This is a genomic window from Ureibacillus endophyticus (genome assembly GCF_003628435.1).
GTDB classification, from domain to species: domain Bacteria; phylum Bacillota; class Bacilli; order Bacillales_A; family Planococcaceae; genus Ureibacillus; species Ureibacillus endophyticus.
In genome coordinates, this window is sequence record NZ_RBZN01000007.1 from 47,489 (window position 1) to 73,477 (window position 25,989).

Here is a 25,989-nt window from a genome sequence, read left to right on the forward strand (position 1 = left end):
AGGTGAAAGGTATGAAAACAATTTATTTAACAGGATATAGACCCCACGAGCTAGGGATTTTTAATGACAAACATCCAGGAATACCCATTATTAAAAAGGCCATTGAAAACCAGCTACGCATTTTATTAGATGATGGACTTGAATGGGTAGTAATTAGTGGTCAACAAGGTGTAGAAACTTGGGCTGCTGAAGTCATAATCGAACTAAAACAGGAATATAATATAAAATACTCCATTATTACCCCATTTTTAGACCAAGAGAAAAACTGGAATGAAATTAAACAATTAAAATACCAATCCATCGTTGCACAAGCTGATTTTGTCACGAGCGTTACAAAGCGACCTTATGAAGCACCTTGGCAGTTTATCGAAAAGGATAAATTTATTATTCAAAACACAGATGCCCTACTTCTTATATATGACGAAGACAATGAGGCATCACCAAAATACGTAAAAAAGTTAGCTCAATGCTTTTGTGAAACACATTCTTATGAAATCATTGAGATTAATGCATACGACCTCCAAATGGTTGCAGAAGAGATGCAGCAACAAGATTGGTAAATTCCAGATTAAATTTTCTGACTTTTTTGCATTTTGTTGGTATAATATTTTTATAGATAAAGGAGATGATTTTATGCCACAACTAAGAATTGTTAATGAGACTACCCCAGTTAATGTATCGCATGATACGTATCGAAGAGAATGTCGTTATACACGAGGAATCCATATTCCCCATGAAGATTTTGTGGATATTCTAGATAACATGTGTCATGATACGAGGCTGTATTTCGATTTCCATAATCCTGGGAAAAAAATTGAGCCTGGTGCATATTTAAACGGTCATTCTAGTTTGGGTAGGTCTATTGCAAACTACTATCAAAATCGGAAAAACATGAATGTGAATGGTATTTATAACGGTAAAGACTTTTACGTTAAAATAATTTAATACTTTAGAGGTGACATATAAGGTGAATACCAACTAAAACACCGCCTGTTTCGTTAAGCAAAAGCAGCTTATCAAACAAGCGGTGTTTAATTTTTTACATAAAAACAAAAAATCCCATTTTTTCGTTTGACAAAATAAGTGATAATGATTATCATTATCGTATAACCTCTTCATTCGAGAGAACCCCTCAGATTCTCGAATAAATTTCTCTAAACGTGGCAAATCTATAATAGATTTGCCACTTATATTATAAATTCTATATTAATATCTCGCTTACATACACTATACAAAGGAGTAGATAAAATGGATTATCGTATTGAAAAAGACACTTTAGGTGAAGTACGAGTACCTGCGGATAAAATTTGGGGTGCCCAAACACAAAGAAGTAAAGAAAACTTCCAAATTGGGGAAGAAAAAATGCCTTATGAAATCATCCGCGCATTTGCAATCTTAAAAAAAGCAGCAGCCATTACAAACAAGAAATTAGGTAAACTTGCTGAATTTAAGGCAGATGCGATTGTAGCTGCAGCAGATGAAATTTTAGAAGGTAAATGGGATGAGCACTTCCCTCTTGTTGTATGGCAAACAGGAAGTGGTACACAATCCAACATGAACGTAAACGAGGTAATTGCTAACCGTGCAAATCAATTACTAGAGGCGCAAGGTGTAAGTGATAGAGTTCATCCAAATGATGACGTAAATAAATCTCAAAGTTCTAACGATACATTCCCTACTGCATTACATATTGCAGCAGTTGAAATCGTTGAGAATTATTTAATGCCAAGACTAGAATTATTAAAAACAACATTAAAGGAAAAATCAGAGAAGTTTAACGACATTATTAAAATCGGTCGTACCCATTTACAAGATGCTACACCATTAACTTTAGGTCAAGAAATTAGTGGTTGGCACCATATGCTTGTAAAAAGTGAAAAAATGATTAAGGTGAACACAGAATTCCTTAAAGATCTTGCTATTGGTGGTACTGCTGTAGGTACTGGTATCAATGCTCACCCTAAATTTGGGGATATGGTAGCTGAGGAAATCAGTTCATTAACAGGTAAGAACTTTGCTTCTTCCGAAAATAAATTCCATGCGTTAACTAGTCATGATGAAATCGTTTCTGCACACGGAGCATTAAAAGCATTAGCCGTAGACCTAATGAAAATTGCTAATGATGTTCGTTGGCTAGCAAGTGGCCCTCGTAGTGGTATTGGGGAGATTACAATTCCAGAAAATGAGCCAGGAAGTTCAATCATGCCTGGTAAAGTAAACCCAACTCAAAGTGAAGCAATGACAATGGTTGTTACACAAGTTGTTGGTAATGACGCTACGATTGCTTTTGCTGCATCGCAAGGTAACTTTGAACTAAATGTTTTCAAACCTGTTATAATTTATAACTTCTTACAATCTGCTCGTTTATTAGCAGATGCAATGAAATCATTTAATGATAATTGCGCAATTGGTATTGAACCAAACATGGAAGTGCTTGAGAAAAACTTAGAAAATTCTTTAATGCTAGTAACAGCATTAAACCCATATATCGGTTATGAAAATGCTGCGAAAATCGCGAAAAAGGCTCATAAAGAAGGTTCTACTTTAAAAGAAGCAGCTATCTCTCTTGGTCTTTTAACAGAAGAACAATTCACTGAATATGTAGATCCAAAGAAAATGATTTATCCAAATGCAGAGTAAATAGAAAAAAGATTCGCAAAGCATATTGCTTTGCGAATCTTTTTTATGCTTGTTCAGCTTGTTTTGAATATCGTTTGTTAAATACTAAAGCAAAATATCCTAAAGTTAACACTAGACAAGCAACAAGATATATACCTAAAATTGACCAGTTATACATTAAGAATGAAGTATCACCAGTTGAAATGGCTGATTTAAATGCTTGTACTGAGAATGTCATTGGTAAGAACACATTAAAGATGTGTAATTGACTTGGTACAAGCTCAATTGGGAACGTACCAGCACTTGTAGTTAATTGTAAGATTAAAATTAGGATTGCCACGAAACGACCTGGGTCTCCCATAATAGATACAAGCAATTGAATTAAAGCTAAAAATACAAAGCTTGTGATAAATGATGTACCCATAAACAATAGTAAATTATCTACTTCTAAACCTAACCAATTAATCACAACAAACGCTGTAATACCTGATTGAATAATACCAATTACAGCTAATACAGATACTTTACTTAAGAACCATTTAAATCCACTTGTTGGGCGAATAGCTGGTTCCACTAATGGGAAGACAATTGACACTAATAATGCACCAACAAATAACCCTAATGAAATGAAGTATGGAGCAAATCCAGAACCATAGTTTGGAACATGGTTAACGGACGATTTCTCTACTTCAACCGGTTGCGCTAACATATCATAGTTGTCATCAGAAACATTCATATCAACTTTTCCACTAGCATCTGTTAATTTACTTGCTAAAGTAGATGTCCCATCAGATAATTCTTTAGAACCTTCTACTAATGTTGTTGTACCTTGTGCAAGCTCATTTGATTTCTCTGATAATAGAGATGTACCATCTGATAATTTAGTAGTACCATTCACTAATTGATTTAGACCATCTGATAACGAATTTGCACCATTTGCAGCACTATTTGTACCTGCTATTACCTTTTGAATACCAGCTGCTAATTGTTCATTACCACTCGCTAAATCTGAAGCTCCTTTTACTAAAGCAGCAGAGTTATTTTTTAATTGATTAATACCAGCAGCAATTTCAAGCTGACCATTGTTTAAATCTGATGCACCTTTTGATAAAGCTGCAATATTATCATCAATTCCTGCTGTCCCTTCCGCTAATTGCGATAACCCTCCACTTACTTGTGCACTGCCTGTTTGAAGTTCAACTAACGATTTTTCAATTTGTTGTTTACTTTCTTCAGGTAAATTAGCTAGCACTGGTTGAAGAGCAGCTGATAATTGATCTAAGCCTGCTGTAACACTTTGTGATCCATTTTTTAGAGATGCGATATTATCATCAAGACCAGCTGTACCTTGAGCTAACTTCTCTAAATTAGTGGCTAAATTCTCGCCTCCAGCTGTAACCTGTTGTTGTCCTTCAGCTATGCTAGCTACGCCATTTGTATAATCTGTTATACCTTGTTTCAATTGTGTAGCTCCATCTTTTGCTGCATTTGCACCTTCTGATAATGGAGCCATACCATTTTGTAATTGTTTAAGACCATCAGATAATTGGTTCGCACCGTCATTGGCTGATTGCGTACCTTCTTGTAATGACTTAGAGCCATCAGAAAGCTCAATTGTACTTGCTGCAAGCTGTTCCAAATAACCATGTACATCTTCAACACCAGATGTAATTTTTTGAGCACCATCATCAATTTTTGTTGCTCCATCTGCTGCCTCCGTTACTCCATCACCTAATTTAGTAATAGAAGCAAATAATTTTTCTCCATAGGTTTTTGATACTTGTTTATTGACCTCTGCTTTAATGCGCTCCATTGCTGTATCACCGATTTGAGCACTTAAAAAGTTGTAACCTTCATTTGGAACATACTCAATTGTTAACTTTTCAGGCTTTTCATCCAGTAATGTTGTTGCATGTTGAGAGAAGTTTTCAGGAATTTTAATTAACATATAATAATCTTGTTTCTTTAATTTCTTTTCAGCTTTATCTGCATCAACTTCTTGGAAATCAAACTGTGCACTGTCTATAAGATTCTCTGTCAGTGTATCACCAAGATTAAGTTCTTCCCCTTCCAATACAGCTCCTTTGTCCTCATTTACAATGGCTACTGGAATGCTATCAAGATTAGCATAAGGATCCCAGAATGCCCATAAGAACATACCACTATATAAAACAGGTATGAATAGAATCGCAATGATTGGAATAAGCATTTTTCTCGTTTTAAAAATTTTCAACCATTCTGCTTTTAACAAATTATCATCTCCTAAATACTATGTGACCATTTTTGTCACTTGGTCATTTTACTGTATAAAAAGTCTATGCATGAAGGTTGCTCTGCACAGTCTTTTTAAATACTTATAAAATAAATGTTAAAAATTATTGCTCCTGCGGTGGTTACACCATCCTCGTCGCAATTTATCTGTGACGAAAGCGATGCGTCAGTCACAAATGAAGCACCTCAGAACAACTATTCAGATGACCCATTTGCAATCCCTCTAAAGATTGTTTCTTTAAAAAGCTCTAATATTTCTTCTTCATGAAGAGCTTCTTCATGAGTTAATTGCCAATCTACAATCATTGCTAGATACGATTTCAACAATAGAAATGCGACTAGGTCTGGATTACATGGTCGAACTTCATTTTTTTCAATTCCTAAACGAAGGCGGTCTGCTAAAAACGTAACAATTTCCTCTTCAATTTTCACTAACATTTGTTTGACAGCTGGGGTCTGTATCGCTTTTTCTTCCTCAATCAGTTTGGCAAACAGTAAATGTTGCTCACGGAATTGAAGCATCTTCATTAATCCATTGTGTGCATTTTCGATAAAACTTGCATTTGGCGATAACGTTTGTTCTGCCTCTGCCTTCATGTCACGAATCATTGAAATTACTACTTCTTGCAATAGCTCTTCTTTATTCGTAAAGAAATTATATATCGTCCCTTTTCCTACATTTGCTAATTTTGCAACTTGTTCCATTGTTGTTGCTTTATAGCCAAACATTGAGAAAGATTTTGTAGCACCTTGTAATATTACCTGTCTGCGATCCACACTAACATCCCCCCTATCAAAAATGACTGAAATACAGAATCGGTCAACAAGTCATTATTATACACATATTTTTATAAAATGCAATCATATATAATGACATTAATAAAAATATTTGGGTGAAAGGAAAAATACATGATGACTCATTCAATTTTATGCGTTGGTGAATTATTAATAGATTTTTTCTGTACTGAACGTTTTATGAGTTCGATATCTTCATCTTTCAATCCAATTGTATTTCCTTCATCGTCACATCGTGTGAATACAATGTTTCCACATATAATATCAATTGTTCTTTCACTATCATTAATTCTAAGAGTTGAGGGAAGTCCAATCAGTTTACCTTCTTCATTAATCCAAACATCAATTCCAACTCGTTCAAATTCATCGATAAATGGAATTCGTTCAATATATCCACCAACTTCGTTTGAATGCAGATTTATCGTGAACTTCATGGGATTTTTGTCTTCATTGGGGTATGAATACAGTTTCTCCTTGAAGTTTATGTATTTTTTGTCTTCATCGAGGTTATGAATTCAAATTCTGCTCAAAATTCATGATGTTTTTGTCTTCATCAGGGTTATGAATACAGTTTTTGCTCAAATTTCATGTGATTTTTGTCTTAATCAGGGTTATGAATGCAGGTTCTCCTCATTATTTATAAGATTTTTGTCTTCATCGAGGTTATGAATAAATTATCATAACGAAATTCATGGGATTTTTGTTTTCATTCAGATGATGAACGCAAATTCTGCTCAAAATTCATGATGTTTTTGTCTTCATCAGAAGTTTTGCACGAAGAATTTTGAAATTTTTTAACCAAAACAAAAAGGTGTTTCTAACTCTCAAAAGAAAGTTTAGAAACACCTAATTAATATTATTTTTATTTTACTTCCGCAACTTTAGCAACGTCCACTGCTTCTTTCGCTTCTGTATACATTGGGTCTACTTTTTTCGAACCAATCATATTAAACACAATGTTTAATACGATTGCTGTAACCGAACCACAAACAATTCCGTTAGAAGTTAAGATTGAAATTCCTTCTGGTAACACTGCAAAGATATCTGGAACAAATACAACACCTGCGCCAAGTCCTACTGCAATTGCTGCTACCATTGCATTTTCTGGTGAAAGAGAAATTTCTGGAGCTAACATTGTAATACCTTGTGTTACAACCATACCAAACATCGCTAACATTGCTCCACCAAGAACCGCTGTTGGAATAATTGTCGTTAATGCTGCTACTTTTGGTAAGAACCCAAGTGCTACTAACATAATCCCTGTAATAAAGATAACTTTACGCTCTTTAACACCTGTCATTTTTAATAAACCAACATTTTGAGAGAATGTTGTGTATGGGAATGCGTTAAAAATACCACCAATAATTGAAGCTAAACCTTCTGAACGGTAACCACGAGCTAAATCTTTTGATTCTAATTTTTGTTTTGTAATATCACTTAGTGCAAAGTAAACGCCAGATGATTCTACTAAAGATACCATCGCTACTAACGTCATTGTAATAATTGCACCAATATCAAAAGTTGGCATTCCAAAATAGAAAGGTTGAACCATATGGAACCATGATGCATCTGTTACTGGTGAGAAATCTACTTTCCCCATAAATGCAGCAATAACTGTACTAATTACTAAACCTAATAAAATTGAAATCGCACGAGTAAAACCTGTTGTGAAACGATAGATTAATAGAATAATGACTAAAGTCGTCATAGCTAAAGCAATGTTTGATGCTGAGCCGAAATCTTCAGCACCTTGTCCGCCACCCATGTTGTTAATCGCAACTGGAATTAAAGAAATCCCGATAATTGTTACTACTGAACCCGTAACAACTGGTGGGAAGAATTTTACTAATTTCCCGAAGAAACCTGAGATTAATACAACAATGATCCCTGAAGCAATAACTGCTCCGTAAATTGCGCCAATTCCTTTATCTGTACCAATCGCGATAATAGGGAACACAGCAGTAAATGTACATCCTAATACTACAGGTAAGCCAATTCCAAAAGCCTTACCTCTCATTACTTGAAGCAAAGTTGCAATACCACACATCATAATGTCAATCGCTACAAGATATGTCATTTGAGAAGAATCAAAACCTAACGCTCCCCCAATGATTAATGGTACTAAAATTGCACCTGCATACATAGCGAGTAAATGTTGAATACCAAGCGTCGTTGCTTTTGCGTTGTTCATTAGAACAGTTCCTCCTTAGGTTGGTTGATTAATTAATCAAAAAATTCTACTTGTCCATTTGCTAAAGTTTTAATATTTGCTAAAGATTCAACACGAATTCCTTGTTTACGTAGGTTTTGTCCACCTTGTTGGAAGCCTTTTTCGATGACAATTCCAACACCGATTACGTTAGCACCTGCTTGTTCAGCAATATCAAGCAAGCCTTTTACTGCTTCCCCGTTCGCTAAGAAATCATCAATGATTAATACATTGTCATCTGGTGATAAAAAGTCTCTTGAAACAGAAATTTCATTTGTTTCATTTTTTGTGAATGAAAATACTTTTGAAGAATACACATTATTTGCTAAAGTTAAAGACTTTTTCTTACGAGCAAATACAACTGGTGCTCCAATGACTAAACCTAACATTGTTGCCGGTGCGATACCTGAAGATTCAATCGTTAAAACTTTTGTAATCACTTGATCTGAAAAGCGATTTGCAAATTCTTCCCCGATTTCTTTCATAAGTAATGGGTCAATTTGGTGGTTTAAAAATGTATCAACTTTTAATACTGTATCTGATAGCACTTTGCCTTCTTGTACTATTTTTTCCTTTAGCGATTTCATTGTTGTTAATCCTCTCCGTATAAGTTTTTGACAATAAAAAACTCGGAAAACTAATCCCTATGAGTGGGACAAGTCTTCCGAGTTAAAATTCGAAAGTGAATAGAAAACAAGCATTCTTCAATTATTGAAGAACATTCGTCATCTAAACATTGCCTCTCATAGTCAACTTATTTACGGTAAGTTGGTAGAAACTTGCGAGCCATATTCCCGCTATTATATGAGTGAAATTAATGTAATGTTTTTGTTAAGAATGTCCTCATTATAAACACGAATAATGTCGAATGCAATAACCTTACAAATAATAAAACGATTCAAATTATTCGGAAATTAGTAGTAAATTAATCTAACGTAGACACGAACGTTCGGTTTTATCTCATAATAACTGTTCCAACGCGTTTTTAAATTCTGTAAAGGATGCGCCTTCTTTTCCGAAATAGCCCATACTTCGACATACTAAAATATTCACAACTTCTCCACTGTCCAACTGTATTTTAGCCACTACACCTTTAGATTCTAATTGTTGTACTGTTAACCCTTTTGAATCAAAATCGATTAATTGAGTCTCAAAATGCTCAAGAAATTGTTTCCAAGCTGTAGTACCTTGGACAATTAATATACTAGGTGAAAATTCAACTAAGACTTCTTTAAATACATCCAGACCTTGTTGGTAAAGTGGATCTTTTTGTTTTTTAAGATGCTTAAGCTGTTGCGGACTATCTATATAAAGGGAATTGATATAGGATAGGACGACATTTTCCTTTAAGTGTTCCTTTGCCCAAATAACAAAATTCAAACAACCTTTATACTCTCTAGAGGATGCTTTTATCTCATCGTAGTATAGTTCTTGGAAAGCGATAGAATCTACCAATGAATCAATATGTAATCTTATATCAAGAGGGTCAACAGAGATGTATGGTTCTGGTGTAGCACTAACTAAAAAGATCTTTGATTTATAAGGATTACCGTCCACTTTAAAAGGCTGAAACGCAACCTTACCTTGTTCGTTTAAAACCCACTTTTGAATTTTTCTATTAAATCCTGTTGATACAGTCATAATCTCGACATCCTTTTTTCATGTTTACATACCCCTATTATATTATCGAATCTTTAGATGGTTTTTTGTTCATATTTCAAGTTAAAAAAATCGACAAAATTTCAAAAAGCTTGAATTTTGTCGATTTCCCTTTAGTTTAATTATTTAAGTCACACTCTTCAAGTGGAACAACTTTTGTTTTATGTTTAATTTTATAGCCTAACCAAAGTGCTAAAAATAATGGAATTCCGATATAAGAAACTGCAATTCCATACCAATCAAAAGTTCCAATAAACGCACTATAATTTTGACCAACTATAACGATCAAACATACGATGAACGCAAATAATGGTCCAAATGGATAAAACGGCGCTTTATATGGAAGAAGTGAAGAATCCTTCCCTTGTAGCACAAACGCTTTCCTAAAACGATAGTGACTTATTGCAATTCCAACCCAAGCAATAAACCCAGATAAACCCGAAGCATTTAATAACCACATATATACTAATCCGTCACCAAAGAAGGATGATAAGAATGCTAAACATCCTACTGCTAATGTAGCAAGTAAAGCATATACAGGAATTCCGCGCTTACTTAGTTTCGCAAAGATTTTTGGCGCTTTACCATCAACCGCTAATTGCCATAGCATACGTGAAGAAGCATATAATCCTGAATTCCCTGCAGAAAGCATCGCCGTTAAAATAATTGCGTTCATAACAGATGCAGCAAAGGCAATTCCTAATTTATCAAAAACTAAAGTAAATGGAGAAACTGCAACATCTTCTGATAACAACCGTGGATCTGTGTAAGGAATTAATAATCCAATTGCGAGGATAGCCAAAATGTAAAATAATAAAATTCTCCAAAATACGGAGCGAACTGCTTTTGGGATATTTTTACCTGGATTATCTGTTTCCCCAGCTGTAATCCCTAACAATTCTGTTCCTTGGAATGAAAATCCTGCAGCTAAAAAGATACCAAAGATAGCTAAAAAGCCTCCATTAAATGGCGCATCTCCTGCAAAGAAGTTTTCAAAACCAATCGGGTCATTCCCACCTAAAATTCCGATAATCATTAAAAAAGATACAATGATAAAGATAATAACCGTTATGACCTTAATCATTGCGAACCAATATTCACCTTCACCATACGCTCTAACAGATAACAGATTAAATGTAAGTACTACTATAATAAACAATACTGTCCAAAGTGCTGATGAGCTATTCGGAAACCAGTATTTCATAATTAGTGTTACTGCTGAGATTTCAGCTGCAATCGTAATTGCCCAGTTATACCAATAATTCCAACCCATCGCAAAACCAAATGCTGGGTCAACGAATTTTGTTGCATATGTGCTAAAGGAACCTGACGTTGGCATATAAGCAGCCATTTCCCCTAAACTTGTCATTAAAAAATACACCATTGCACCAATTAAAGCATAAGCAACTAATGCACCGCCAGGACCTGCCTGAGCAATTGATGCCCCACTAGCTAAGAACAACCCTGTTCCAATTGTTCCTCCTAATGAAATCATGGTTATATGGCGACTTTTCAATCCCCTTTTCAGCTCTTGCTGCTGATGATTATTTTCTTCTGAGTTATTCATGATGTGATCTCCTTTTGTTGTTCACATAAATACAGTATGTCCAACTAATAAATGTACATTGATTGTGGATAAGTTGCAAATAGTAAGTTAAGCTAATTTTGTTCATTTGTTTTATTAGGGGATAAAGATGTATGATTTAATTCTTCTTCATCGTTCATTTGAAGGAGTAATTATAAAGATTTTGGAGGCATTATAGTGGCTACACTCAAACAAAACCAAAAAGACAGACCGAAGAAATCAACATCAACTATAGTGTTTGTTATTGCCATCATATTTTTTGCAATGACACTTCGAACGCCAATAACAGGAGTTGGTCCAATTATTGGTGATATTCGAGAAGGACTAGGTATTTCAAATGTCCTTGCAGGTTTTTTAACAACGATTCCGTTATTAGCATTTGCAATCGTTTCACCTTTTGTTCCAGGCATTTCTCGTAAATTTGGGATGGAAAAGACATTATACTATTCTATCATCTTGCTTACTATCGGGATTGCATTACGCTCATTCGGTTCTATCTCTTTATTGATATTTGGTACTGCTCTAATAGGGATTGCAATTGCGTTTGGAAATGTACTAATGCAAGGCTTTTTCAAATTAAAATATCCATATCATATTGGTCTTTTAACAGGAATTTATACCGTTTCAATGAATGTTTCAGCTGGTGTGGCTTTAGGGATTAGTCATCCTATTGCGTCAAATCCAGCATTTGGTTGGCAAGGTGCTCTGGCCTCTTCAATTGTAATCACTTTAATTACTTTGATTGTGTGGATTCCACTTTTACGAGGAGACAAAGTAGATTTAAGTTCTTTAGGTAATTCCAATAGTAATGGAAATGAGAAAAAACTTTGGCATTCCCCTTTAGCTTGGGCAATAGCAATAGCTATGGGGTTCCAATCTTTATTATTCTATTGCTCAACAACATGGTTGCCGGAAATTTTAATTTCTCAAGGATTTACCGAATCAAGTGCAGGCTGGATGACTTCGATTATGCAGTATTCACAGCTTCCGATGACTTTTTTAATTCCGATACTTTCTGAGAAGCTAAAATCTCAACGATCCATCGTTTATTTCTTTACAACGTGCTATATTATCGCTTTTATCGGTATTTACTTAAAGTGGACAGAATTAACTGCATTATGGATGATATTTTTAGGTCTTGCTGGAGGCGCATCTTTTGGTCTTGTGCTCATGTTCTTTACTCTACGAACAAAAACAGCCTATGAAGCCGCGCAAATTTCAGGTTTCGCTCAATCAGTTGGTTATTTACTTGCAGCAGTAGGACCCGTGTTATTTGGCTATTTACACGATGCAACACTAAGCTGGAATCTTCCAATTTTATTATTTATTGTTTCATCAATTATTCTATTTGTTGCATCTTTTATAAGTGCAAAAGAGCGTTATTTATAAATACAAACATATGTACCCTTTTTATGATACAATAGTATTATTATTGCATTAAAAGGGGTTAACGGTTTTGCGAAAGCGCAAAGAGAAAAAGAAAAAAAGAATAAAACTATTTCCATCACTCTTAATATTAGCCATCGTTGGATATGCGGGTTGGTATTATACTCATTCTACAAATGGCGCACTAACTACCATTATTGTCTTCGTTGTTCTCGTGATTTTTTTCAAAATTTGGCGTGGAACAAGAGGTTATGCTCGTCTAAGAAAAGCGGGTATTAAACAAATTGATGCGATGACCGGCGAAGAGTTCGAGCAATATTTAGGCATGCTCTTTAAAAAACGTGGATTTAAAGTATCCTATACAAAAACATCAGGAGATTACGGAGCTGATTTAATATTACAAGATCGCGAAGATACAATCGCGGTTCAAGCTAAACGTTATTCTGGTTCTGTTGGTGTCAAAGCGGTCCAAGAAATAATCGGAGCACTAAAAATGTATGATGCAACTCAAGCCTGGGTCGTAACAAATAGTTATTTTACAAGACAAGCAGAAAAATTAGCAGAATCCAACGATGTATACTTAATTGATCGTGATGAGTTAATTGAAATGATTCTGAAGAAAAGATAAGAGATGTGCTGGAAATTGGCACATCTCTTTTAATTAATAAGGATTCTTTTGATAAAAGTAATTAGGTTTTTTTATTATGTTCGCGATTGGCTTGTGAAAGATATGGGTAGTTGCAGGCGATACAGGTGGAATTAGCCATGTCCAATTCCCTGTCACTTGACGCTCCCTTTCGATCTCCTGTTCTTCAAACAATTTGAATTGCTGACTTGCTGTATGATGATCGACAATACTTACTCCATCTTCTTTAAAAGAATGAAGAACAGCAATATTCAACTCTACAAGAGCACGATCTTTCCATAAAGAACTATTGGTTTTTGTATCCAGTCCTAATATCTCTGCAACCTTTGGGAGCATGTTATAGCGATATTCATCTGCAAAATTCCGCGCACCGATTTCAGTTCCCATATACCATCCATTGAATGGTGCTGCATTGTACTGAATTCCCCCACAACTTAATTTCATATTTGATACAATTGGAACTGCATACCACTTTAATCTAAGTTCAGAAAAGGATTCGTATTCTGGATGGCGTATTGGAACTTCTAGGACATATTCGTTTGGTATAGGGAACATCTTCGGTTCATTATTTCCAATTTGGATTACAATAGGCAAAATATCAAAAGGGGTCCCTTTTCCTTGCCAGCCTAGTTTTTGACAAACCTTTGTAAACGCAATGGAGTCTGGATCGCCAATGATACCATTCTCCCCTTCATATCCAGCATATCGAATCAATTGGTAATTCCAAACACGAACATCATTTTCTCTAAATATTGTAATTGCCGGTCTGATTTTACCGTCATTCGTAGCATATTCAATATGTCGGAGTAGAGCTTGAAACATTTGTTCTTCTGTTTCTAATAGACGTTCATCAAACACTTTTAACGATTGCCAAAAAAGGCGTCCAATACATCGGTTACTATTACGCCAAGCAACTTTAGCACCAAAAATTAATTCATCCGTAGTAGGTATGTATTCGTTCATTAATTTAATTTCAGATAATCTATTTTTATACCAATCATCGCTTAAACCCATTTCATTCTTATATTGAATTAAAAATTGCTCCGTCTCTTGTATATTCATTTCCCCGCCTCCGTTATCTTCATTTTGAAGTGATAAAATAGCGATGACAACAATATTCGACACATGAAAAAGATGTATTTTACATATATGACATAAAAACTTCAAATGTGGTGGAGCTAAATAATAAAGACAGTCTCCCAACGGAAACTGCCCATAGAAATTTAAAATGGATAGATTAATGGAATGGCAATCATCATAACAATAAACATGATGATTTGTAATGGGACTCCGACACGCACAAAGTCCATAAATTTATAGCCACCAGCTGTCAATACTAACGAGTTTGTTGGGGATGCGATTGGTGTGGCAAAGGCCATTCCCGCAGCAGCCGCAACAGCAATCATGAAAGTATGAGGACTCACATCCATTATAATTGCGGCATTCATGGCGATTGGTGCAAATAATACAGCTGTTGCCGTATTACTAACAAACTGCCCAAAGATAATTGTAATTACATAAATCCCAATTAAAACGCCATAAGGACCATAACGACCAAGCATATCAATCATGCCATCTGAAATGATTGTCATTCCTCCAGTTTTCTGCAGTGCTGTTGCCATCGGAAGCATTGCTGCAACAAGAACGATACTTTCAAAATTTATCTTTTCATAGGCATCATCCATATTCCGTAAGCATCCGGTCATAATCATTAACACAGCACCAATCAACACTAAAATCACAGCATCTAATACTTCAAAAACCATACCCACAATCATTAACAGTAAGATAATGGCTGCAATCGGAGCTTTTCCTGTTGCAGCAGCCACCCCTGCATGTTCCTTAGGTTTTCCTACTACTACAACATCATGGGTTTCTCTAGATAATAATTCAATTTCCTCCCATGTCCCCTGCACTAAAATGGCGTCTCCAAACCGCAATTTTTTATTGGCCATATTTTGGAGTAAATAATCCCCTTTTTGATTGATCCCTAAAATATTCAAATTATATTTTTCACGAAAACCAATATTACTTACTGTTTCTCCAATTAAACGCGATTGTGGCGTTAATAAAACTTCTGCAACACCGATTTGTTTTGAAATCAAGTATCCTTTATCTTCAGTTTCAAATTCTCTTAATTCAAGTCCATAATCTTCAATAAACTTCATTACATCTTCTTTTTCACCTTGAACATAAAATTCATCTTTAGGATGGATGATACTTGAAGGACCTGCCATTTCTTGATAAGTCATCGGCATTAACTTTATTCCTTCATTTTGATGACGGTGAATCTTCATAATATAAATTTGATAAATTGCAGGTAACTTCAAATCAGAAAGTGGACGATCAATAATTTTTGAGTCTTCTGGAACATAAATTCGGAAAAGTCGATCGTTTAAATGATATTCCTTCACAATTTTCTTCGGCGATAACTTATATCCCGCATCATTATTGATTCTACTTTTTTCATTAGGCAATAACTTATTGCGAACAATGACCAAATAAATAATGACTGTTATTGTTGCAATAATCCCGATTGGTGTTATATCAAAAAACCCCAATTTTCCATAACCGTTGTCCTCTAATGTTTGACTAACAATTAAGTTTGGTGGCGATGCAATTAACGTCATAAGCCCAGACATACTTGCAATATATGAAAGAGGTAATAAAAATTTAGATGGACTTACCTTAATACTCATCGCTACACTTACAACAATTGGTAACATCAAGGCAACTGTACCCGTATTACTCATAAATGCCCCTACAGTTGCAACAATGATTAGAAGTAGTACAAATAATTTTAATTCACTATCCCCTGACCATTTCAATAACAAATTGCCTGCCACTCCAGCTAATCCTGTTCTTAATAGACCTGCTCCTATAACAAAGAGACCTGCAATCATAATGACAACCGAATTAGAAAATCCGGCTAACGCTTCAACCGGAGTCAATATTCCACATACAACAAATGCAAGTAAAGCTGTAACAGCCACTAAATCTCCACGAACCTTATTTGTGGTAAACAATATAATTGTGATACCTAAAATAATAAAAGTTAATGTCAGTTCCAATTTCATTGATTCCTTTCAATGTATTTACTCTGGTTAACTGTCGGTATACTTCACGAATTGTTAATAAGACTAGCCGTTATTTCAATAAAATTTAACAATTCAATTTTCAATTAGATAGTAATATTTTCAATAACAACAATAATAAACTCTTCTTGTACACTATCATTGTACGATTTCCCTTTATTTTTCACATTAAACACACACGATTAATATCGCAGACATATCGAGCATTTACAACAAATTACGACATATCAACGATTGTAACAGTCACTTCTTTTCCAACTTATAAATAGTAAAAACTATAAAATATAAATTTCTTAAAAAGAATTATTATAATTTAGTAGAAATTATGATTTAGATTTGTTATAGTAATTTACGTAGAGTTTTACTTTAGGAGGTAATTAATGATGACTAATGATAAAAGACGCCGTTTTACAACTGCTGGTGGTGCTCCAGTAGTAAGTAACCATGATTCAATGTCTGCTGGAAAACGTGGACCACTTTTACTACAAGATGTTTGGTTAGTAGAAAAATTAGCAAACTTTAACCGTGAAGTTATTCCTGAGCGTCGTATGCATGCAAAAGGTTCTGGTGCATTCGGTACTTTCACTGTAACTCACGACATTACAAAATATACAAAAGCAAAAATTTTCTCAGAAGTAGGTAAACAAACTCCTATGTTTGCTCGTTTCTCAACAGTAGCTGGTGAACGTGGTGCAGCTGATGCAGAGCGTGACATTCGAGGATTTGCTTTAAAATTCTACACTGAGGAAGGTAACTGGGATTTAGTTGGTAATAATACACCTGTTTTCTTCTTCCGTGATCCATTACATTTCACTGATTTAAATCATGTTGTAAAACGTGACCCACGTACAAATATGCATAATGCAAATAGTAACTGGGACTTCTGGACATCCCTTCCGGAAGCATTACATCAAGTAACAATCGTTATGTCTGACCGTGGTATTCCAGATGGTTACCGTCATATGCATGGTTTCGGATCTCATACTTATAGCTTAATTAATGAAGATAATGAACGTGTATGGGTAAAATTCCACTTCCGTACAGAACAAGGTATTAAAAACTTAACGGATGCTGAAGCAGCTGAAATTATAGGTAAAGACCGTGAATCTTCTCAACGCGACCTTTATGAATCAATTGAGCGTGGAGATTTCCCTAAATGGAAAATGTACATTCAAGTAATGACAGAAGAACAAGCGAAAGAATTACCATACAACCCATTCGACTTAACAAAAGTATGGTACAAAAAAGACTTCCCTCTAATTCCAGTAGGTGAGTTTGAATTAAATAAAAACCCAGATAACTACTTTGCAGAAGTTGAACAAGCTGCATTTGCTCCTTCTAACATTGTTCCTGGTATTGGTTTCTCACCAGACCGTATGTTACAAGGACGTATCTTTGCTTATGCTGATGCACAACGCTACCGTTTAGGTGTAAACCACTACATGTTACCTGTAAACGCTCCAAAATGCCCATTCCGCACATTCCATCGTGATGGTGCAATGCGTTTTGATGGCAACTTAGGTTCTACATTAGGTTACGAGCCAAACAGCTATGGTGAATGGGAACATAACACTGACTTAAAAGAACCATTACTAGAACTTGATGGTGGTGCTGGCATCTATGACTTCCGTGAAGATGACAACAACTACTTCGAACAACCTGGTAAACTGTTTAACTTAATGACAGCAGAAGAAAAACAACGCCTATTCGATAACACTGCTGCAAACTTACAAGGTGTTGAAGAATTCATCCAACGTCGTCATATCTTACACTGCTATTTAGCTGACCCAGCTTATGGTGAAGGTGTAGCAAAAGCACTTGGTTTAACTTTAGACGGTATGGATCTTTCAAACCCATACTTAACAAAGGTTGGGCAATAATTTAATAGATTTATAGATTATGAATCTATCTACTAGATTCTAATCTCATCTCATTGATATCCAAATCCAAAAGCTTTGTGTTTATCGAGTTTACTCGGTACACAAAGCTTTTTTTATAAAAAAAAGCATCTTTCAAATGAAAGATGCTATGTAAATAATATAGTTGATAAATATATGACTACTGTAACAGTTAAACAGCTAACAATTGTTGAGAATAACACCGTTTGAGCTGCCGTATTCGATTCTACATCATATTCTAAAGCTAGACTCGAACTGTTTCTAGATGTCGGAAAGGCACTTGCAATGAATAATGATTGAGCCACTACCCCATCGAGACCTAATAAATAAATAATCAGAAGTGCTGTTGCAGGTCCTACCACTAACCTTGTAAAACAACTAATTATAATCGTTTTATTAATCATTGTTTTTAATTCGATTTGAGAAAGCTGTGCACCAAGTGTAATTAACGCAACTGCAATAAACCCATCCGAAATATGATCAAGTGGAATACGAAATGTCTGAGGGATTTCAAAATTTAATACATTTAATATTATGCCTAATATTAAACCATGAACAATTGGCATCTTCGTAAAATCTTTTATGATCTCTAATCCAGATTTTGTCGTTGAAATTAAATTATATAGACCATAAGTATAGGTCGTCATATTTTGAAATATAACGAGAATGACTTGAATTGCAACTCCGATTGGTTGAGTAGAAAAGACCATTTGGGCTACAGGAATCCCATAATTTCCTGAATTGATTAAGACGACACTGTTTTTAAAAACTGCAGACTCCATTCGATTTAAACCTAACATTTTTGCAATAAAGTGACTTATAAGCATTTGACATCCAATAAACAATGTAATAAAGATAGCTACTTGCCCTAAAACGGCCATTTCAATAGTAGTTTCATAAATATTTAAAAATACTGCCACTGGCATAAAACAGTATGTAATGAGTTGGGACATTGCCTTTAAATTAAATCGAAACTTCTTTTGTAACATCACACCTACGATTAGTAATACCAAGATTGGTGCTACAATTTGAAAGAATATCATTGATAAGTAATTCATATATATTTCCTCGCATTTAACTAATATCTATCCCCTATCTTAACACTCTTTGCAAAGGAAATTTACTTCTGTTAACATATATAAAATTAATTTAGAGAGGAATCATTTATGAATAAAAAAAGTAAAAGACATTTTTACATTTGCCTTTTTATTTCTGTGCTCTTCACAGTTAACATTGTAAAAAATTATTTCAATACAGGGAAAATATCAATCGGAAGTATATTAGTTACGGTAGTCATTTATATTGCTACAATTTTAGCGGCCTATACTATGAAAAATAATAAAAATTAATGTTTTAAATATTTGATTCATTTTCTTTGCGAAAATTTGGTATATTCAAGATAAGGATCTCTTTTATGGGAGGGTTTAATTTGCTGAAAATTGATGAGCTACTTCTCGCCGAAACAAAGGGCAAGATTGACAACTCTCTTGAAGAAGCCATTCAAAGAGTTTGTCCATGTAAAAAAGAAATTGATGATAGCGTTTTTGGCTCCCTACTTGCTCTCGATTCTATTCTCATTACGAAGGAAAAAGCTAAGAATATTATCTACTCCACTGTTGAAGAATTTTGGGGAAATATTGATTTATTTTTACACTCAACGTTACAAACTACAACCATTGATATAGAGAATGCGAATGAACGTCTCCATTCATTCATTACATCTAAAACTGGTAAAAAGGCAATTTTTGATCATTTACTTATACATAATCATTTTGAATTTGATAATTTATTAGCTCTCGTTTTCGGTAAAGATATCAAACTATCATTTCCTGCAGGCGGCCTTCAACAAATAAATTTATTCCAAATAGGCAAAAAGTTTTTTTTACATATTATCTATAATGATAAAAATGAATTTTGGAATATTTTATTTGCAAAAAAAATATACTCTATTTTTTTGCAAACGCCATTACAAAAAATTAAAGATGTCATGCAATTAATGGATTGCTTTAAATTTATATTAGAAAAACATTATACATTGAATCAATCAGTCGTTGTTACGAATAACCTCATAAAACAACTTGATGAGCAAAACGTCCGATCCTATCAATTAAAGGAACTACATTTATTTAATCTCATCTTACATTTTAATGGTGGAAAACGACACTATAAGAAGTTAAATAGGTTAATTGAGTGGATACTTTCTTCTTGGGGAAATGGAAAATGGGCTCTATCTGAAAAGGAAAATGCACTTTTAGTCTATATGTTAGCAATGAATGCATCGGAGCAAAATGATATTGAAAAAGTAATTGAATATGGAAGGTATTTAATTCATCAAGATCGTCTTATTAATCATTCCATTGAATTACTTGTAGAATATAGTAATGTTTTACCTAACTTAAAACCTGAGCCAGCTACACTGGTTAAAGGATATAACAAAAATTATTTAGAACAAATTTTTTATATTTTAATTGATGCACTTATTCAAAATGAGCAATTTGATGAAGTAATCTCCTTACTAAAGAAACATGAAATCGCGTCATGCTCTAGTATTTACGACTATTTCAATGCACCTCAATTCGATCAAGACATGCTGCATCGAATTGAAGCTACCGTACAGAGAGATATTGCTTATATTGTTCATAATTCACCACAACATGTATTACAATCAATTGAAATTTGGCTTAACGATTATCAAAATGTAAAAAGCCCATATTATGAAATTGCCATTGAAACGTCAAATCATGTTTGTAATCTATTGAAGGTATTTTTTGCAACTGAGCAATATGAGCTTTTTGAGAAATTAATAGAGGTTTATAACAAATATCTTAAAATCGACTCACACTATTACGAGCTCCGAGAATTTGTATCAAAATACGTAAAAGCTTAAGCTATAGATTGTATAGAAGATACTGGGACATTTCTCATAGGTTTTGTCCGGTAAATTTGAATATATTCGTGAATGGTACCAGTATAACGCAATTGTAAATATGGAAGCTTTGTAAAATCAGTAGGTTTCATAAAGTATGGGCACTTTCCACAAAGGGATAGCCCTACATATTGGAAGAGGGTTGCGATAAATTGAGAGCAGAAAAAGGCATTATGTCTCTTAACTTTCAATCGACAGGCAACCCCAAATAACCCAATAAAATTATATTTATATATATTTTTATTCAATTTATAATGCTGTACATGTTCCTTTAATAAATAATATTGTTCTTCTGTCACTGGGCACTCATATACTGCACAACTAGCACTTCCTAATAGCTTAGAAGAAGGATTTTCATGAACAAATCCCCCAATAAACGGATTATTCTCTCGCTTCCTCCCAAAACTGTACATTTCTCTTAATTCTTCATCAAAAGAAATTGATATATGATTAAAATTCTCTTGCGTATATAACTGAATTGCCCTTGATAACAGAGAGCCAGTCTCTGTAAGTACTATGTAAATGACTTTACTCATCTGAATCACCCCTGAAACCAAATCATATACGTATATTACCTATAAAATATTAAGAAACTTGTAATGTAAAAATTAAGATTCCCTTAATATTTGACGTCTATATATAGAAATACGTTTCAAGATATGTCTTGGTTTCAAAAAAGATACGTCTCTACGGGTAGAGACGTATCTTTTTCTGCACCGAAAGCGTAGCTACAGGTGCAAAAATTTTGAACTTTATTTTTCCAATAATTTAATCTGATACAGATGCATTCTTTTCTGCACCGAAAGTGTAGCGGCAGGTGCAAAAATGATTTATTAGAACTGTACCTTTTAGTAAAACTAATTTAATCCAAAAGAGACGTATCTTTTTCTGCACCGAAAGAAAAAAATCCTCTCCTACTGTAATACCCCTTTTTCCTTCAGCGCTTCAATTTCCTCATTCGAATACCCTAACCCTTCTAGAATCTCAGTATTATGCTCACCCAGCTTTGCTCCTACAAACTTATATGTTGGTTCCTCTTGGTCAAATTTAATCGCTGCTCCAATTTGTTTTTGTACATTGCCTTCTCGATCTGGTATTTCAACAATCATGTTACGAGCAGCTAATTGTGGGTGTTCACAGGAATCTTTAAAAGTTAAAACAGGCTCTACACATCCATGGAAATCCTCATTAAATACTTCTAACCACTCATCAAAAGTTTTTGTTAAAAACGCATCTTTCACTGCTTCTTTAAATCGTTTTTGTGTATAAGTTGAATCATTAAATGTACTTTGGATTAATTCAGGAATATCTAAAGCTTCACATAGTAACTTACGGAAATGCGGCTCAAGGCTACCAACAGAAAAATATCTGCCATCCTTTGTTTTATAGTAATCATAAAATGTGCCGCCATTTAATATTTCTTCTTCTGCTTGTGCTAGATGTCCACTTGTTAAATATGTTGTTCCATATAAAGCATTCATTGTGAAAACTGCATCTACCATCGATACATCGATATATTTCCCTTGTCCCGTTTTTTCTCGGTGTAATGCTGCAGCTAGCACCCCTACTGCTGCGTGCATCGCCCCTCCTGCAATATCTGCCATTTGAATACCCATTGGTACAGGTTTCTTATCTTTAAGGCGTGAATGATCAAGAACCCCTGCGATAGATAAAAAATTATTATCGTGTCCTGGCCGATCTCGGTATGGACCTGTTTGACCATAGCCAGTAATAGAACAATAGATAAGTTTTGGATTTTCACATTTTAACGTGTCATAATCAAGACCTAATCGTTGCATCACACCTGGTCGAAACCCTTCTATCACAATGTCATATTCATGTATTAATGACTTAACAATATCGATTGCCTCAGGTGTTTTTAAATCTAAGCTAATTGACTTTTTCGATCGATTTAAATGTTGATGAATAAATGACTCACGCTCGTTATCATATGGTGGCATAATTCTCATCATGTCCACCCTTTTTGAAGACTCAATATGGATAATATCCGCTCCATAATCCGCGAACATCATTGTAGCAAACGCTCCAGGTAACATTGATGAAAAATCGAGAATCTTTAACCCTTGTAAAATTGACATTTTCCCCATCCCCCTTTAAAACACAAATATACCAACCATTACCTTCCTTCTATATTACGCCCCTCTGTATTAATACAGTTTACATTACTATTAACAGTATTATAACAATTTAATAGCATTTTACCTAACATTATTTAATAAATTATCAGATTATTTTAATAAATGGAAATTCTATTATATGTATCGATTATTCTCGTATTTTCAATTATATTAAACATGATAGACATTTCAAAATATATTGACACCAAATAATAAAACTTATACTATAACTCTATAAAATTAAACGACTATTAAACGTCATGTTTTTTAGGGTATTACATTTATCAGAAATGGGGATTTAAGATGGGAGACAAAAAAGAGTTAAGTAAAAAAGAAATACCTCTATTTTGGGCTTTATTGCCATTAATAATCATGATTGCATCTATGATTATTACAATTATCTTCTTAGAACAAGGACCACATATTCCTTTAATCATTGGGACAACTGTTGCTGCACTTGTTGCCTGGAAACAAGGTTTTAAATGGGCAGAACTAGAAGAAATGATGTACAAAGGAATTAAACTCGCATTGCCAGCTATCGTCATTATCATTTTAGTAGGATTAATTATTGGATCATGGATTGGCGGCGGTGTAGTTGGAACAATGATTTACTATGGTTTACAAATTATTACACCATCTTTCTTTTTGGTAACGATTACATTAATTTGTATTGTTGTTTCTCTTGCAATCGGAAGTTCATGGTCAACAATGGGGACAATCGGTGTTGCTGGTATGGGGATTGGACTAAGCATGGGAATTCCAGCTCCAATCATCGCCGGCGCAGTAATTTCAGGGGCATATTTTGGTGATAAAATGTCACCTTTATCTGATACAACAAACCTTGCATCTGGATTAACAAACACAGACCTTTTTGATCACATTAAACATATGTTTTTTACAACGATTCCAGGTATTTTAATTGCCTTAATAGTTTATGGAATCATTGGGATGAACTATAAAGATAGCAATATTGATACTGCAAGCATTCAACAAACGCTATCCGTTTTAGAGGAGAGTTTTACAATCTCCCCTTGGCTTTTATTAATTCCTGTTGCCGTTATTGTACTTGTGGCTTTAAAAGTACCAGCGATTCCTTCATTAGTGATTGGTATTTTATTAGGTACATTATCTCAAGTATTCATTCAAGGTGATACATTAGCTGAAGCAATCGCTTCATTACAAAGTGGGTATATAATTGAAACAGGTAACGAAATGGTAGATAACCTATTCAATCGTGGTGGCCTTGACTCAATGATGTATACTGTATCAATGACGATTGTTGCGATGACTTTCGGTGGAATACTTGAATTTTCAGGTATGTTGCAATCCATTATGAATCAAATTATTAAATTAGCAAAATCAACTGGTAGTCTAATAGCGACTACAATTTTAGCTTGTTTTACAACAAATGCTACATGTTCAGAACAATATATTTCAATTGTTGTACCCGCTCGTATGTTCGCATCAACATATCGTAAAAAAGGGTTACATTCGAAAAACTTATCTCGTGCCTTAGAAGATGGCGGAACATTAACTTCTGTATTTGTTCCGTGGAATACTTGTGGTGTATTTATTCTTGGTACACTGGGTGTAGGAGCAATGGAATATGCACCTTACGCGGTATTAAACTACGTTGTTCCAATTCTCTCGATTATTTATGCGTTTATAGGCTTCACAATCCAGAAATTATCTGAAGAAGAAATCGCAGAATTAGACCGAATGGATGAGCTAAAAGAATTAGAAGAATTGCAAACGACTACTAACTAAAAAATCGGAGGTTAATCTAAAATGATTAACCTCCTTTTGTTTTGATATTTAGTTATGCAAAGAGTTAAAGGTATGTCGGAAAATTTAATCGATAAACCGCGCGCGGCCTTCCCTGTTGGTATGTCATTTCTTCTCCAACAACCTCAGCATATTGATGATCAACTAACTTTTTCAGAATTCGTTCTGATGTACGTCTACTTACCTGTAAAAATGATTCCAAATCATGAGCAGTAAACTCATTGGCTGTATGATACTTACTAAATTGAATTACCTTTGAAAGATTAGCAGGACTTAAAGAGGTCGATTTTGCCACTTCAACGAGTACAGGTTCCTGTGTACGTAATTCAATACAACGATGATATTTAGGATATGGTCCAAGTAATTGTTTATGTTCAGTCAATACATATGCAGTATTTGATTTTGTTAAAAGAAGAGCATCTTTTGCATTCTGTGTTGCCTCTTCGATATTACTACCATATCCAAATGCCAATTTAAAAGACGTATCACTTAACCTTTTCCACTGTATTTCTGATAAGTATTCAAATATTCTTTGAACATCTCCTTGAGTAGTAAATAAAGTAAATAAATTTCTTTCTACCTCAATTAATCTCGTTTTAAATAATAAGGTGAACTGACCCAGTTCGTTAATTTGAATTTCTCTATTATTTTCAAATTGTATATAACCTACCGCAATTTTTGCTGATTGACTTTTAGTTAAAATGGCGAGGTTTTTAGTTTCACTAATCCCTTTAATAATAGAACTTCTTGGGTCAATCATTCTTATGACAGGAACATTTTGCTTCTGTAAAATTTCATAAACTGCATGAATACTAGTTACCGCTTGAGTTGTTTTTTGATTTTGATAAAGATCATAATGAAACTTCACAATTTCCTCAATATCAACATTTGGTTCTATTTTATACATCCATGGAAATTCATTAGTACTTATGTCTTCTAATATACCTGTTGCAATATTTGGGTCAGTAATATCAATG

At 34.3% G+C, this 25,989-nt stretch carries 21 protein-coding genes and 1 riboswitch; of the genes, 8 read left to right on the forward strand and 13 right to left on the reverse strand.

Annotated elements, in window-relative coordinates; genetic code table 11:
• The first annotated feature begins 11 nt into the window (after positions 1-11).
• From D8M03_RS04835 to fumC, 3 genes are all read left to right on the forward strand, one after another.
• The gene (locus D8M03_RS04835; protein WP_121213646.1) at positions 12-560 is read left to right on the forward strand and encodes an SLOG family protein; all 549 of its coding nucleotides are present in this window, start codon (positions 12-14) and stop codon (positions 558-560) included.
• Positions 561-633: 73 nt separating this feature from the next.
• A complete protein-coding gene (locus tag D8M03_RS04840) occupies positions 634-945 on the forward strand; it encodes a hypothetical protein (protein ID WP_121213647.1) in 312 nt (103 codons plus the stop codon).
• Between the two features lie 303 nt (positions 946-1,248).
• Positions 1,249-2,640, forward strand: a complete 1,392-nt coding sequence (gene fumC / locus D8M03_RS04845) for a class II fumarate hydratase (protein WP_121213648.1) — start codon at positions 1,249-1,251, stop codon at positions 2,638-2,640.
• Positions 2,641-2,683: 43 nt separating this feature from the next.
• Here the strand turns inward: fumC and D8M03_RS04850 are convergent, their stop codons facing one another.
• The 7 genes from D8M03_RS04850 to D8M03_RS04880 form a co-directional block, all read right to left on the reverse strand.
• Positions 2,684-4,870, reverse strand: coding sequence for a YhgE/Pip domain-containing protein (locus D8M03_RS04850; RefSeq protein WP_121213649.1), 2,187 nt, complete (start codon positions 4,868-4,870; stop codon positions 2,684-2,686).
• Between the two features lie 215 nt (positions 4,871-5,085).
• Positions 5,086-5,667, reverse strand: coding sequence for a TetR/AcrR family transcriptional regulator (locus D8M03_RS04855; protein WP_121213650.1), 582 nt, complete (start codon positions 5,665-5,667; stop codon positions 5,086-5,088).
• Positions 5,668-5,807: 140 nt separating this feature from the next.
• Entirely contained in the window at positions 5,808-6,119 is a 312-nt protein-coding gene (locus tag D8M03_RS04860) for a DUF3846 domain-containing protein (RefSeq protein WP_121213651.1), read from the reverse strand.
• 428 nt (positions 6,120-6,547) lie between these two features.
• The gene (locus D8M03_RS04865) at positions 6,548-7,876 is read right to left on the reverse strand and encodes a nucleobase:cation symporter-2 family protein (RefSeq protein ID WP_121213652.1); all 1,329 of its coding nucleotides are present in this window, start codon (positions 7,874-7,876) and stop codon (positions 6,548-6,550) included.
• 32 nt (positions 7,877-7,908) lie between these two features.
• Positions 7,909-8,481 carry a xanthine phosphoribosyltransferase gene (locus tag D8M03_RS04870; protein ID WP_121213653.1) on the reverse strand — a complete coding sequence of 191 codons (573 nt, stop codon included), beginning with the start codon at positions 8,479-8,481 and terminating at the stop codon, positions 7,909-7,911.
• Between the two features lie 139 nt (positions 8,482-8,620).
• Positions 8,621-8,722, reverse strand: a riboswitch (purine riboswitch).
• 132 nt (positions 8,723-8,854) lie between these two features.
• Entirely contained in the window at positions 8,855-9,535 is a 681-nt protein-coding gene (locus D8M03_RS04875) for a hypothetical protein (RefSeq protein WP_121213654.1), read from the reverse strand.
• Between the two features lie 136 nt (positions 9,536-9,671).
• A complete protein-coding gene (locus D8M03_RS04880) occupies positions 9,672-11,120 on the reverse strand; it encodes an amino acid permease (RefSeq protein WP_121213655.1) in 1,449 nt (482 codons plus the stop codon).
• A gap of 195 nt (positions 11,121-11,315) precedes the next feature.
• On the opposite strand from D8M03_RS04880, the gene D8M03_RS04885 reads away from it, so the two are divergent.
• The gene (locus D8M03_RS04885; protein ID WP_245987455.1) at positions 11,316-12,527 is read left to right on the forward strand and encodes a CynX/NimT family MFS transporter; all 1,212 of its coding nucleotides are present in this window, start codon (positions 11,316-11,318) and stop codon (positions 12,525-12,527) included.
• A 67-nt stretch (positions 12,528-12,594) separates the two neighbouring features.
• Complete coding sequence (locus D8M03_RS04890; RefSeq protein WP_121213656.1) at positions 12,595-13,152, forward strand: restriction endonuclease; 558 nt, start codon at positions 12,595-12,597, stop codon at positions 13,150-13,152.
• 33 nt (positions 13,153-13,185) lie between these two features.
• Here the strand turns inward: D8M03_RS04890 and D8M03_RS04895 are convergent, their stop codons facing one another.
• Positions 13,186-14,232 carry a nitric oxide synthase oxygenase gene (locus D8M03_RS04895; protein WP_121213657.1) on the reverse strand — a complete coding sequence of 349 codons (1,047 nt, stop codon included), beginning with the start codon at positions 14,230-14,232 and terminating at the stop codon, positions 13,186-13,188.
• Positions 14,233-14,393: 161 nt separating this feature from the next.
• Complete coding sequence (locus D8M03_RS04900) at positions 14,394-16,247, reverse strand: SLC13 family permease (RefSeq protein ID WP_211330868.1); 1,854 nt, start codon at positions 16,245-16,247, stop codon at positions 14,394-14,396.
• 398 nt (positions 16,248-16,645) lie between these two features.
• Between D8M03_RS04900 and D8M03_RS04905 the strand changes: the two genes are divergently transcribed.
• Positions 16,646-18,145 (forward strand): catalase, encoded by a 1,500-nt coding sequence (locus D8M03_RS04905; protein WP_414674147.1) that lies wholly within the window; start codon positions 16,646-16,648, stop codon positions 18,143-18,145.
• A gap of 146 nt (positions 18,146-18,291) precedes the next feature.
• Here the strand turns inward: D8M03_RS04905 and D8M03_RS04910 are convergent, their stop codons facing one another.
• The gene (locus D8M03_RS04910) at positions 18,292-19,221 is read right to left on the reverse strand and encodes an AEC family transporter (protein WP_121213659.1); all 930 of its coding nucleotides are present in this window, start codon (positions 19,219-19,221) and stop codon (positions 18,292-18,294) included.
• Between the two features lie 371 nt (positions 19,222-19,592).
• On the opposite strand from D8M03_RS04910, the gene D8M03_RS04920 reads away from it, so the two are divergent.
• Positions 19,593-21,050, forward strand: a complete 1,458-nt coding sequence (locus tag D8M03_RS04920) for a hypothetical protein (RefSeq protein WP_121213661.1) — start codon at positions 19,593-19,595, stop codon at positions 21,048-21,050.
• Here the strand turns inward: D8M03_RS04920 and D8M03_RS04925 are convergent.
• Positions 21,047-21,625, reverse strand: a complete 579-nt coding sequence (locus D8M03_RS04925) for a hypothetical protein (protein WP_121213662.1) — start codon at positions 21,623-21,625, stop codon at positions 21,047-21,049. The two genes, D8M03_RS04920 and D8M03_RS04925, sit on opposite strands and share 4 nt — an antisense overlap.
• 378 nt (positions 21,626-22,003) lie before the next feature.
• A complete protein-coding gene (locus D8M03_RS04930; RefSeq protein ID WP_121213663.1) occupies positions 22,004-23,188 on the reverse strand; it encodes a CaiB/BaiF CoA transferase family protein in 1,185 nt (394 codons plus the stop codon).
• A 342-nt stretch (positions 23,189-23,530) separates the two neighbouring features.
• Here D8M03_RS04930 and nhaC point away from each other — a divergent pair, with 342 nt between their 5' ends.
• Positions 23,531-24,994: a Na+/H+ antiporter NhaC gene (gene nhaC / locus D8M03_RS04935; protein WP_121213664.1), complete on the forward strand. Its 1,464-nt coding sequence runs from the start codon at positions 23,531-23,533 to the stop codon at positions 24,992-24,994.
• A gap of 64 nt (positions 24,995-25,058) precedes the next feature.
• On the opposite strand, the gene D8M03_RS04940 is transcribed toward nhaC, so the two are convergent.
• The gene (locus tag D8M03_RS04940; protein ID WP_121213665.1) at positions 25,059-25,919 is read right to left on the reverse strand and encodes a hypothetical protein; all 861 of its coding nucleotides are present in this window, start codon (positions 25,917-25,919) and stop codon (positions 25,059-25,061) included.
• Positions 25,920-25,989: the final 70 nt, after the last annotated feature.